The sequence below is a fragment of the Vibrio chagasii genome (assembly GCA_041879415.1).
Lineage (GTDB): Bacteria > Pseudomonadota > Gammaproteobacteria > Enterobacterales > Vibrionaceae > Vibrio.
Genome location: CP090852.1, coordinates 186,397 through 199,449, shown reverse-complemented (window position 1 = coordinate 199,449; position 13,053 = coordinate 186,397). Strand labels below are relative to the sequence as shown.

8 protein-coding genes are annotated in these 13,053 nt (G+C 43.6%); all 8 read left to right on the top strand.

The window, feature by feature from the left end:
* Nucleotides 1–82 precede the first annotated feature (82 nt).
* Nucleotides 83–445, top strand: coding sequence for a hypothetical protein (locus L0991_14990; protein ID XGB64858.1), 363 nt, complete (start codon nucleotides 83–85; stop codon nucleotides 443–445).
* A gap of 3 nt (nucleotides 446–448) precedes the next feature.
* Nucleotides 449–1,798 carry an HlyD family type I secretion periplasmic adaptor subunit gene (locus tag L0991_14985; protein XGB64857.1) on the top strand — a complete coding sequence of 450 codons (1,350 nt, stop codon included), beginning with the start codon at nucleotides 449–451 and terminating at the stop codon, nucleotides 1,796–1,798.
* Between the two features lie 3 nt (nucleotides 1,799–1,801).
* A complete protein-coding gene (locus L0991_14980) occupies nucleotides 1,802–4,033 on the top strand; it encodes a response regulator (protein ID XGB64856.1) in 2,232 nt (743 codons plus the stop codon).
* The gene (locus L0991_14975; protein ID XGB64855.1) at nucleotides 4,008–5,432 is read left to right on the top strand and encodes a TolC family protein; all 1,425 of its coding nucleotides are present in this window, start codon (nucleotides 4,008–4,010) and stop codon (nucleotides 5,430–5,432) included. The genes L0991_14980 and L0991_14975 overlap by 26 nt, the downstream gene beginning before the upstream one ends.
* Complete coding sequence (locus L0991_14970; GenBank protein ID XGB64854.1) at nucleotides 5,422–7,008, top strand: ATP-binding cassette domain-containing protein; 1,587 nt, start codon at nucleotides 5,422–5,424, stop codon at nucleotides 7,006–7,008. The genes L0991_14975 and L0991_14970 overlap by 11 nt, the downstream gene beginning before the upstream one ends.
* A complete protein-coding gene (locus L0991_14965; GenBank protein XGB64853.1) occupies nucleotides 7,005–9,143 on the top strand; it encodes an ATP-binding cassette domain-containing protein in 2,139 nt (712 codons plus the stop codon). The genes L0991_14970 and L0991_14965 overlap by 4 nt, the downstream gene beginning before the upstream one ends.
* A gap of 108 nt (nucleotides 9,144–9,251) precedes the next feature.
* Entirely contained in the window at nucleotides 9,252–9,626 is a 375-nt protein-coding gene (locus tag L0991_14960; GenBank protein ID XGB64852.1) for a hypothetical protein, read from the top strand.
* A gap of 214 nt (nucleotides 9,627–9,840) precedes the next feature.
* Nucleotides 9,841–13,053, top strand: coding sequence for a response regulator (locus L0991_14955; GenBank protein XGB64851.1), 3,213 nt, complete (start codon nucleotides 9,841–9,843; stop codon nucleotides 13,051–13,053).

The following is a 13,053-nucleotide window of genomic DNA, read 5'->3' as shown; positions in this document are numbered from 1 at the left end:
TACAAATAAAGATGCAAAAAAAATTTGAAATCCTCCTTTAAAGATCCTTAGTTATTGTCATTAAAGCAATTAAGGCAGTGGAATGATGATAGACATGACAAATTTGTTGCGTTCAATCGACAACAACCACAAAGGTCTTCAATTGCTGTTGGGAGATTTTTACAAGGACTTTTCTGGCGCAGCAACAAACATCGAGCAGCTTCATCAAGGTAATCGTTTCGATGAACTTAACCAATACTCGAGAAAGCTGAAGACAATCTTAGCTTTGCTATGCGACCAAGATTTGCCGCCTAAGATGGCGAAGCTGGAACATTTAAGTAAACATGAATTCCCTGCTCCGGAAGAACTTATAAAGGATATAAAAGCTGAATTGCTAAACGTTAATCGACAAATAAATCATTTGTTAGAGCTAGAAGCCGTTCCAGATAACAAGGTATCGAGGTAGGTCATGAGCAATAATCAAATTGAGCATCACCTTAGAAAGGCCCTTGTTTCTAATACAGAAGCCACTAAGGTCACAGCAGACGACACAATAGTGCTAGCAAGTGCAATGACTAGTGTTCACAAAACACTGCTTATTATATTCATGCTAGCACTGGTTGCAGTTGCTGTAGCATCGCAAGCACGCATAGACATTGTGGTTTCTGTTCGTGGTGAACTGCTTTTGGAATCTGACGTAGAAAAAGTTCAACATCTAGAGGGTGGGATTCTAGAAGAGTTACTCGTAAGGAAAGGTGAAGTCGTTTATGAAGGACAACCCATCGCGAGAATACGCTCACTCGACCGCAATACTCAACTTGATACGGTAAATACAGAGATAATCCAACTTGAACTAGACAAGATTCGTTATGAAAGCTTGCGAGATATGGTAGAGCCCGACTTCACCGCTTTCATTGAGCAGTACCCTGAACAAGTGCAAACCAACATGAACACTTGGCGACAAGAGTTCTCTAAAAATCGCTCAAATGAAGAGCTCATCACTCATGATATAAAGCACAAAAACTCCCTTATCAGCTCAATGCTAAAGCGCCGTAAAAGTTCAGAGAATCAGCTTTCTTTGATTCGTAAACAGCTCAATATCAAAAACACTCTCTATAAAGAAGAGATGGCTTCTTACGTAGATGTTCTCAATATGCAGGTTCAAGAGTCCAATATGGTACGTGAGATAGAGAATCTGGATGAGTCGGTAATGAACGAGCGCTTCCAACTCAACAAACTAGAAAAGCAACATCGTGATTTAGTTGAGAATCGAAATTCAGAGTATCAAGCACAAATCATCCAAGCGAACAAAGATCTGAAATTGAAACGAATCCTACAACCTCAGCATTCAGACAAGGTTGACCGCCTAGTCGTTTATTCACCCGTTGATGGCGTGGTCGACAAATTGCATTTTAATTTCCGTTCGGCGGTAATTCCTCCAGGCGAAAGTATCGCTGATATCGCACCGATCAATAACTCCCTTCACGGCGAAGCCAAAATCCCTCGTAAAGACATGGGGTTTGTGGAGATTGGCCAAGCCGTAAAAGTGAAAATGGATACGTATAACTTTGCCAAGTATGGCTTTGTAGAGGGAACCATTGCCTCTATCAGTCGCTCGTCTTACGAAGAAGAAGACGCTGAGTTCTATTTGGCAGAGATTGAGATAAGCCAAAATTTTCTTGAGCGAGGAGGCACACAATACAAACTATCCCCTTATATGGAATTTACTGCCGATGTCAAAACAGGCTCACGCCGAGTCATCGAATATGCAGCCAAGCCTGTAATGTCAGCCATCGAAGATGCATTCGATGAGAGGTAGTGAATGAGCGGAAAGCCTTCATACAACATATCAGTCCCAGCGCTGCGCTTAAGCATACTGTTTAGCGTGGTATTGGCTTCGCTCGCTTTTTATTTGTATTTATCTTGGTCAAAAGTCGACTCTGTTTCGCAAGTACAAAATGCCCCACTCCTCACTAAAGCCCAAGAGCTAAACCAAACCATTGAATTAGGCATACAAACCTTACAGCGCTGCTTAAAGACAGACAGTTGTAGCGAGAATGATTTAAGCCTATCCGACCTGAAGAGTGAGATTGACGAGTTTCGTTCTTTGGCTTCTCTGAATAAAACTGAATTTAGTTTGGTTGGTGCGACCGAATATACGCAACTTGAATTGGCGATTAACCGCTTTTCTGACAGCCCAAAAGCTCGTAATGACGTACTCGACTTGTACCTTTCACTGACCAACAACTACCTGCAAATGGACGATAACTATCGCACCATGTTTAACAACCATGCAAGTGACCTAATGGCTGAGAAAAATGAGTTTTTTGTGTGGCTATTCATGGTGGTGGCAGTGTTGGCAGTGATTAGCGTATTGTCCAATTTAGTGGCGATATTTAAGCTTAAAAAATCCAGCTCAAATGAACGAGTGATCGATTATGAATTTGATGCGCTATACCAAGAGTTAAAGCAGCTTGATTTACAAAGACTTGAAGAACTTCTCAACGAAGTGAGCATCAATCCTAAACAGCGACAAATATACTCTCACCTCAAATTGATCTTCAGCAAGTTAGAAGATCAAAAGCGCAATAACGACCTTTATAAACAGCTGTATGCACTCATCGGTTATGAAATTCGCGGCATTACCAACACTATCAACGGCGGTGTCCAATATCTAGTTCAAGAAACGGATGAAAGCGGCGTGTTAATGGCGAAGGACATTACCTCCGCTTCCAATACCCTTTCTGAGCTGGCTGAAAACTACAACCGTCTGATCTCTCAAGGGACAGAAAGTAAATCGAAAGAGTTTTCGCTGTTGAATGTACTGTCTGAGTTGATGATACATATCAGCGCAAAAGTTCAGCGTAATGAGGGGCAGCTCGACTGCTTCATTTCCGACAATTTACCCAATCGCGTTGAAGGACAGTCCACCAGCTTGTTCTGGATTCTGTTTCTACAGCTATCAAACGCCATTCAACTTAAATCAAACAAGAAGTTATTCGTGACCATTGAATCTGGCGCAGCGTCCGATATGGAAAACACGCGCGTCACGATTAACCTCAACTTTCTCTCTACCCTAGATGTCTCGGTGGCAAAGCTAAACAAACTCCACTGGAGTACTCATAAAGATCACACAGCCAACACCGATGACTTGGCTAAGAGCGTGCTAAAAGACTATGGCTATTACGAAAGCCATTGGTTCCAATCTGGAGCACAAGAGCGCTTTCAGATTGAACTCGACCTCAAGGCGAAAAACTTCCATACCGAGAAAACCCGCTTCGATGGCAAACGCTTACTGCTATGTGCGAACACTCAAGTTCGTATAGATGTGATGAAAAAGATGCTCGTAAATTTAGGGCTAGATATTACCGAAGTTCGCACCGCAAACGAACTGTTCTCAGCAGCTAAAACCTTTGGTGACTATGACGCAATCATGCTGACTGACACCTTTGAACCTAACAAGCTGCCTTCATTAAGCAAAACGGTGAAATCTCAACTCAAGAACCACCCGAACACTAAACTATTGTTGTCTGTCACGAATACTCAGCATGCACAAGAGTGCCATAGCTTTGTCGACAAGATCATAAACTCACCAGCAATCCCATATGAGTTTATCCCGAACCTACTTGCCATCATGGAAGCTGAAGCCTCAGAAGAACAGATGGAAAATAGCTCATTCTTAATCGTAGAGGATGATCGAGTTCAGCAAATTCTACTCAAACGAATCCTCACAAAACAAGAGTACGAACCTGATACCGTTGGCGATGGTGCCGATGCAGTTAAGCACTTCATGAACAAGCGTTCCGACATCATTTTCATGGACTGCATTATGCCAGGTATGGGCGGTATTGAAGCAACCAAACGGATTCGTCAATTTGAACAAGAAAACGAGAAAAACCCTTGTACCATCATTGGTGCAACCGCATTGACCAGCAGTAATGAACATCAAGCGTGTATAGAAGCAGGGATGGATTACGTGATCAGCAAACCTTACAAGAGCGATGAAATCATCAAGGTGATCAACAAGTATGTGGCGGTACAAAAACTTAACTAGCGGCATTATTGCTGCACTTGCAATCAGCACGACGCCTTCAGCAATGGCAACTACCCTGCTTGAGGCGATAGAGCTCGGCCTGCAAAACAGCCTTTCCCTAAGAGCCAGTGATAAAGGCGTAGAAGAAAACGAATACAATATTGGTATTAGTCGTTCTAAGTTTCTCCCTTCATTAAATGGTGCCGCTGATACCACATGGAATGAAAACGAGACCTTGCTATCAGGAGCTCCTGATGAAACCTCTAGCTATAACTCAAACAGCTATAGCCTTTCTCTTTCTCAATCGATATTTAACCTTGGTGATATTTTCAAATACGGCACTGCAAAGCTCGATTTCAATATCGAAGAGATTAAACACGAAAACAAAATCCAAAGCACCATTTCAGAGATTGGCTCTCAGTATTTTGAATACCTAAAAAACAATGCGCAAATCAAAGCAACCATGGTCGAGCTTAAATCATCTGAGACTCGAGAACATCAAATGCGACGTAACGTCGAGCTAGGCAACACTGCAGCCAGTGAGTTATATGAGGTTATTGCACAAAAAGAAGGGGTCGCTAATAGATTAAGAACACTACAAAAAGACCGACGCGTCATTCTTAACGGGTTATCGATTCAGATTCAGTACCCTATTACTCCGTCACAAGACATCTACGAAAGTGTTCCACTAAAAGAGATAAGTGAGACAGAGCAACGCTCAATTATGGACCAAGCGCTGAAGCTCAATAACGATCTGCTGGTCGCTAAGAAAAACGTCGAACGTAGCCGTCGTAGCTTAAAAGAGAGTGGGTCTAACTTTTTACCAACCGTTTCACTCTCTGCCAGTTACCGCCATGACGATGCCAATAACTACGACAAAACAGACGTTACTGCCACTGGTGAAAGTAACTCAACCAGTGTTGGACTAAACCTAGCCGTACCTATCCTATCGGGTGGCTCGGACTACTATGGTTATCAGAAATCATCGACGGCCATCGAGCGCACAGAGTTGCTTTACCAAGACTCGCTGTACACCACTCGCAATAGCGTGAACACATCAGTTCTTAACATCAACGACTTTTCTCAGTCGATCAGCAGTTATGAAAACATCATTCGTGCTAACTACGCCTCTTACAAAGGGATTCAACGCGCATACCAACTGGGCACTCGTACTATCACCGATTTACTCGCCGCAGAAAGCAAACTGTTTAGTGCGTTGCGAGACTATGAAAGTGCACGGTACGACTACATCATTGAGACAATTAAGCTTGAGCAAATTAAAGGCGTACTGTCGATTCAGTCTATTGAGAGCATAATGCAGTTAATGAGCGACATCGAAGGACGTGACAACCAAGATTTAGTGCCGAAACACCTTCTCTCAACCGAGTCGCTAAAGAAAGGAGGTCGCAATGCAAACTGAACAGTTTTCTCAGAAAATCAATATGGCTGATAAGTGCTATCTCACTTTCTCTACCATTATCTCAACGCTTTTTGGTTTGGTACTGCCCTTTTCAATTCTGATCATTTTTGACCGAGTGCTGCCGAACCAAGCGCAAGACACCCTTTTCTTGTTGTTCGCGATTATTTTGATTTCGATATTCCTCGACTACCACCTAAAAAACCAGGAGGAGAAAATTTCCTCGGTGATCATGAGGCAGTTTGAGACAAACCTAACCAACAAGGTATTCCAATCCATCTGTTTGGCTGAGATATCAAAATTTCGTCGCCTAGAGCCAGGGGAGTATCTAGAACGCATCGCCACTATCCCCGAACTAAAAACCTTCTTTGGCGGGGAATCGGTTAGAGCTCTTATCAACCTTGCGGTCAGTGTACTGACTATTCTCATCATAGGATTAATCAACATATGGGCAGGTATCACCCTTCTCATTGCCTCGCTGATCTTGGCTATATTCGCCTGGAGTCTTTCTAAACAGAAAATTGGTAGCTTGCAAAACAAGTCGGACATCGAAGGCTTAACCACATCTAAAATCATTGAAATCATATCAAGCCCGCTGGATATCAAAGCGCGAAATATGGAGTACCGCGTAGAGAGCTTAATGACACAAATGGTCGAAGAGCGTGAAGTCGAGAACATTAAATACGAACAGATTGAATCCAACTTCAGTTTGATATTAGCGCTCATTCAACAGCTCTCAATCGCTTGTGTGGTGGTTGTTTTGGCCACAGCCGTAATCAACATGGAATCAAGCCAAGGCATCATGGCGGCAATCATCATGCTGACTAACCGTTACTTCGCCCCTTACCAACAGGTGATGCGAACTGCGAGCCGCTGGGAGCTCAACAAGCTCCATATTCAGCGTATTGCAGAACTGCTTGAGCTCGCAGCTTCTGTTGAACAGCAGCATGAGACGACAGAAGTTGAGCGGATATCGGTTAAATACTCAGACAAGCAGCGTATCGAGTTTGAGCGCGGCCAAGCGTATTTACTGACAGGGAAAAGTGGCGCCGGTAAAACGCACTTGGCGAACTGTATCACTCGGCAAAACAGTGACAGCAAATTAGAGATAATGATCAACGACACACCGTTAGATGAGTTGAACTACAACGTTTGGCGTAACAGCGTATTGATGGTTGATAAGACCAGCTCTTTCGTAGAAGGCACCATTATTGATAACCTGACCTGTTTCCGCCCAAGCTTGAATAACACAGCCTTTGCTTTGTGCGAAACCATGAACATTAAGGCACAAATCGATGGGCTACCTGCTGGCTTTTATACCGAACTCAAGGGCCACATGAGAAACCCGTTCTCGCGCCAAGTGGGATACGCCCTATTGTTGGTCCGTGCGTTGCTGGCAAGCAAGCGTGTCTTAATATTTGATGACATCGATTGTGTCTACGACGATGAGTTCGCCCGCTTAGTGCTCACCAGCACCGCTTACCGTGCCAACGATAAGATCCTCATTATTGCGAGCAACAAAATGGACAAACTGAATCACCGCCTCAAGCGCGTCAAACTTACAGGAGGTGACCAGTGAGTATCCTAGTTGATTTCAACAATGTTCCGCAGCGAGTACTCGATTTTGAAGCCAGTGGTTATGACGAGCGTTATGGTCAATCACCTCTAATTCGGGGCTTGGCCTACACCTTGATAGCCCTCGAATGGGAAGGCACGCCAGCGATACTCAGTGATGCATTCATTCCCAAACCAAAAGACAGCGACAGTTTTACTGCTACCATAGAGCGCCTGGGCTACCGCTGCGATGTCACTAAGTTAAAAACACTCGAGAACATCGATAAACACCCACATCCATGTTTTATCGAGATTGAAAACCTTAGCGCTATCTTTCTTGGTACCAAAGATGGCAAGTTAATGCTGTTTGATTACACAAACAACAACACCATCGAATATCCGATGTGTAAAAAGCCTTGCTTGTTGATTTCCATCAGTGAGTACTCTCGCCTATTCCGAGAGCCACCACCAGAATCACAAGACAGAAGTAACTGGATTAAATACGCGTTCTATCGATACAACAACGAACTCAAGAGTCTAATCATATTGAGCTTTGTGATCAGTATTTTAGGAGCGCTTCAACCCTTCTTCATCATGAGTGTGTATAACTTCGCCTTGACGTCTAGTTCTGAAGCTACCCTCTATTGGTTGACCCTCTTTGCCGTGATTGTTGGGTTCTCTGAATACTTCTTCAAGAAGATGCGGGTCAACATCATCGCCACTTCGGGGAAAGATCTTGCGGTTCATATCTCGCAAGCGGTGATATCGAAGTTGTTATGGCTCCCGTACGCGATGACCTCAACCGCCGGCGTCTCATCTCAACTTGCTCGTTTAAAAGATATCGATACGTTTAGACGCTTGGTGACCGCAGAATCGACACTCAGCTACTTTGATATGCCGTTTGTCATTGTGTTTATCATTGCCATTGCTCTGATGTCAGGTACCGCTGCACTCGTGGTAATGGGCGGATTGATCTTGATGTTGGTGTTCTGTATTTACTCGCGTTATATCTATTCTCAAGCAACTTCCAAAAGCTCTCGGGCTAACGCCATGGTTTCCTACCAATGGAACGAGATACTTCGTGGTATCAAAACCATTCAAGGATTGCCACTTCTGCGTGTAGTTCAATCTCGCTTTAGTGCATCACACTTGCAAAGTACCAGTGATGCCGAAAATGTCGCGGTGACGAATAGTAAAATTCAAGCCGCCGGCGGTAGCTTAATTCAGGTGATTGGTACCGCCAGTATTGTGACCGCCGTAATTGGCGTGATGGAAGGCACCTCAGATGCCGGAGCCATGCTGGCAACCGTAATTCTGGTATGGAAAGCCTTAGGTCCAATCATGGGCATCTACAACTCGATTTCTAAGTTTCAATCAATCAAAGCATCTTCAGCGCAAATCAACAATTTGATGTCGATGAATGACGACAAGTTAACACTAGAAAAAAGCCCACCGATTCGCCTATTCCAAGGCAGTATTGTAGGTAGTGGCGTGAGTCACCGTTACGCCGGTGCAGCAACAGGGCTAACCAACCTTGGTTTCAAAATACCACCCGCTGCAAAAGTGGTGATATGTGGGCCTACCGGATGTGGAAAAACGACTTTAATTTCAATCATTGCCGGTTTAGAAGACCGCTATCAAGGTGCTGTATCTGTCGATGGTTATAACATTAAGCAATTCAACAGCTATCGCTACCGTACCTCGATTAACTACATTCCGTTTAACCTGCATATTTTTGAAGGCTCATTAGAGACTAACTTCATTCTGCACAATGGCCTTATTCCTACCGAGAAGATGCAAGAGATGGTCAGCTTCTTCGAGCTAGATGAATGGCTACCAGACGGGTTAGCAACACAGCTCAGTGTAGATAAATGTAAGAGTCTGCCTAATGGGATTCAGCAAAAACTTCGCCTCGCGCTTGGCCTCGGCAACTGTGAGCAATCTCTGATAATTATCGATGAGCCATTCAATGGCGCCGAGCAAGAAAACGCCCAATATTTTAACCGCTTATTTACTGATAAACTTTTGAATAAGAGCGTAATTTTCTCAACTAATGATCCGGGATTAATCGCGACATCGAATATGAGTCTAGTGTTAGAACCAGACGGAAATCTGAAGTATTTTGGTCTAACAGACAAATACTTGAATAGCTTAAGCTAAAAGTTCAACACACATACACAATTCATTTACTCGTTCAATGAATGCCATTGACATAAACATGAACCAAAGGGATGATTCGCTTCAAAAACCCATAGAACAAGGAATCAGATGTACACTTTCGTTGCAGACAAGCTTGATGTCACTTACTTATCCGCAATTCCTGAAAACCATCAACTTCAGGAATGTGATGTGCCTGAAGAGGAACTCGAACTCAGAGAGATCGTTGAGATCTGGTACGAAAGCGCATTCCTGCCAGCGTTCAACCTGCAACACCTAGAAATCGCCCAAAAAACAGAGCTTACTATCGTACAAACTCACGTATTGAGTAACGACACCCAAACACTCGCATTTCTCCTTAGAAACAGGGTGTATCGTGCCGCACTTAACCGAATCTTAGGTGTTTGGGTTTTGGAGCCTTCTGCAAAAACGATTCTAGAGCGACTTCTATTGGCGGCGAATCAAAGCAAATCTCGAACTCACTGATTCATCTTTTGAGTTATTAATCAGTAAGCACAAGAAACAACCTGCTATCAGTCGCCAGAAGTTAGTAGGAATTATTCATTCAATCAAAATAAGCATCGGAATCATAAGAAGTTATACTCCTCCCACACTTCCAAAAAATTAACTCGTACAAAGTTTCCATATCGTTATTTTTATTCTACTGTTTTTATATAAAAACAGTTGGATGGATCCTTATATGGCGATTACGGTCTGGAATAACCTTTCAGTCAAACATAAACTCTTTGGCTTAGTTCTACTTCCGATTTCACTTTTACTCTTCCTTGCAGGCAGACAAGCGTATATTTTGACGACACAGTTAACTGATTTTGAGCGCACCAATCAGTTATCTGTCTACCTTCAAGATATTTCTGTCTTGTATAGAAGCACCTTAGCGTCGAGTCCTGAAGAGTTTACTGCACAAAGTGAACAAGTTAAGTCAGAGCTCAAAACCTTATCTCCTATTATCTTTCTAGGGGCTTCTGATGAAATGAATCAGTTAGTCGCGGATTTTAGCGAAGCTACCCTATCCACCATGGAAGCAACGGATACTTACGATAAATTGGATGCCCAGGAGTGGCAGAGTGATTTATACAAACAGTTGTTGCTAGAGATAGAAAAAGTACCATTCGAAAATACCAAGCGAGAAATCCAACAGCACCTTACCGCCTTACAACAACTCGAATGGTTGATGTTCTGGTCGAACGAAGAATTTAAATTGGGTACCTCACTAATTGAGATATTCCAAAGTAGCCAAGAATACGATCCCGAACTAGCAGAACAGATTGAAACCCTGAGTGAAAGGCAACAACTGTTTTTGGAACGCTTCGTGTCATTGAATGCCAATGAACACCAGGTTTCACTGATGGTTGAAGTGTTCAGAAATGATGTGTTTGCTCAAAGCCAAGAAATAAGAAACGCTCTACTGGATCTCAACGCACTTAGTCAGTTAACACCTCAAGAGATATCTGTCGGCTTGGAAGCAATGAGCGCACGACTAAACCTATTACAGAGTTTGGGGAACGTCATCAAACAAGAGTTCCAAGTTGAAGTTGAACAAGCAATCTCAGCGGCTCAAGTACAAAGAACATTATTCATTTCTTTAGTCGCCCTACTCGCAACGATTGTTATGGGCTTAACGCTGAGCTTAGCAAGACAGGTAACCAATAATCTTGGTTTGGTTCTGAAGTTCTTAAAGAGTGAGAATGATGAAACTCGCCCTTCTCTGGAAAAGCTCATTCAAGGTAAAGATGAACTGAGTCTATTCGCTCAGCAGGTCGAGCGTTTAACTATTGAAAGAGAGCACGCTAAAGAAAAGCTCACGCTAGCGAAAGAAGACGCAGAGCGAGCCAAAGAGGACGCCGAAGAAGCGAAAGATCACGCAATACAAGCAAGTAAGGCGAAGAGTAGTTTCCTTGCCAACATGTCACACGAGATCCGTACCCCGTTAAATGGCGTTATCGGTATCTCAGAGATCCTTTCTGATACTCCATTAACCCCGACACAGCGTGATTATGTAGACACTATAGAAACCTCTTCTCAACTCTTGCTTAGCTTAATCAATGACATATTGGACTTCTCGAAAATTGAATCGGGTATGTTGCTGATCAGCCCACATTCAGCGTCTATTCGCGAATCCATTTATGACATTGCGTCGATTGTTGCACCAAAAGCCAAAGAGCAAAAAATATCAGTCAACGTTGATATCAGCCCGGATACTCCAGCCCGAGTGATGATCGATGACCACCGTCTAAGACAAGTGCTTATGAACTTTATGTCGAATGCTGTGAAGTTCACAGCTGAAGGTGGCGTTACCCTCTCAATCAACACTCTCCAACAATCCGATGACAAGGTTACAGTGCGCTTTGCAGTGCGAGATACGGGTATTGGTATCGATAAGCAGCAGCAAAAACAGATATTCGAACCTTTTGCGCAAGAAGATGACTCAACGACTCGTCAGTTTGGTGGTACCGGCTTAGGACTTGCCATCAGTACTCAGCTCGTAGAACTAATGGGCGGACAAATACAGTTAGATTCAGTGAAAGGCGAAGGTAGTTGTTTCTATTTCGACCTAGAGTTAGCGGTTGATTTAATGCTACCGAAACCAAGCTCAGCTTCCGCAGACATTTATATTCTTGGGCATGCTAGCTTGCTTTCAGAGCGTATCGAAAACGACCTAAAACTCTATGGGTTAGAAGTGTCGCAAACCACCGATAATACGAGCGAGATTAGTGATCAAATTATCAACAAACAACACACAAAACCGACTACGGTTATCTTTGCGGAAAGCGATGAGTTCCAAGCCAGTGACTATGCCGATCAGCTAGATAAGCTTCATAAAAATGGCGCAACCATTTGTTTGATTCGTTCCTTCCTCAGCGACCCTGCCGACATCGGAGAATGTATCGCGGCACAAGTGTCACAACCCCTACTCGGCCTTCGCTTAATAAAAGCGGTCGAGCTTTGTGATACACAAGGCTTAGCTGATCTATCGAGTGCAAACCAGTCCGAGCTTCAGGTTCAACATAAGATCTTGATTGTCGAAGATAACAAGATAAATCAAAAAATAGCCGGTCTACACGTTGGAAAAAGTGGGTTCGAGTTTGAGTTCGCTAACAATGGGCAAGAGGCCGTGGATATGTTTACCGCGAACCCTCATTACGCAGCAATCTTGATGGATTGTATGATGCCTGTCATGGATGGCTTTGAGGCAACGGGGCACATTCGACGTATCGAGAAAGAGACAGAAGCAACCCGCCGCATCCCTATCATTGCATTGACTGCCAGTGTTATCGATGACGACATTCAAAAGTGTTTCGATGTGGGTATGGACGATTACGTGCCTAAGCCGTTCAAATTCGAGATGTTAAAAGAGAAAGTGCTAACGGCTGTCGAAGCAATGCCGCTTCCAGCAACACACAATACAGCGCCAACGCACAACTCAACCGTTACCCCTATTCACAATGCCACTCCTACAACTCAAGCGGCAAAAACCACGCTGCCGGAGGAGCCTCAAGAAGAATCTGTACCAAGTAAGTCTGAAAAGATTCTGTTGGTCGAAGACAATCGTGTAAACCAAAAAGTGGCGTCGGTCATGCTTAAGAAAGCAGGTTATACCTTTGAAATTGCGGACAACGGACAGATTGCCGTTGATATGTATCAGAACGACAGCAGCTTCGACATTATTTTAATGGACTGCATGATGCCGGTGATGGATGGTTTCACCGCAACCAGGGAGATTAGAGAACACGAGAAAAACCTAGGCTTAACAAAGACTCCTATCATCGCGTTAACCGCCAGCGTTATCGACGATGATATTCAAAAGTGCTTTGATTCGGGAATGGATGGTTACGTTGCGAAGCCCGTAAGAAAAGAGAAACTATTCCACCAAATTGAAAGCGCGACTTGCTAG

Excerpts from the sequence above, each read along its gene's own strand:
- L0991_14975 (XGB64855.1), top strand. The coding sequence starts at position 4,008 with ATGTGGCGGTACAAAAACTTAACTAGCGGCATTATTGCTGCACTTGCA.
- L0991_14960 (XGB64852.1), top strand. The coding sequence starts at position 9,252 with ATGTACACTTTCGTTGCAGACAAGCTTGATGTCACTTACTTATCCGCA.
- L0991_14970 (XGB64854.1), top strand. The coding sequence starts at position 5,422 with ATGCAAACTGAACAGTTTTCTCAGAAAATCAATATGGCTGATAAGTGC.
- L0991_14990 (XGB64858.1), top strand. The coding sequence starts at position 83 with ATGATGATAGACATGACAAATTTGTTGCGTTCAATCGACAACAACCAC.
- L0991_14985 (XGB64857.1), top strand. The coding sequence starts at position 449 with ATGAGCAATAATCAAATTGAGCATCACCTTAGAAAGGCCCTTGTTTCT.
- L0991_14980 (XGB64856.1), top strand. The coding sequence starts at position 1,802 with ATGAGCGGAAAGCCTTCATACAACATATCAGTCCCAGCGCTGCGCTTA.
- L0991_14955 (XGB64851.1), top strand. The coding sequence starts at position 9,841 with ATGGCGATTACGGTCTGGAATAACCTTTCAGTCAAACATAAACTCTTT.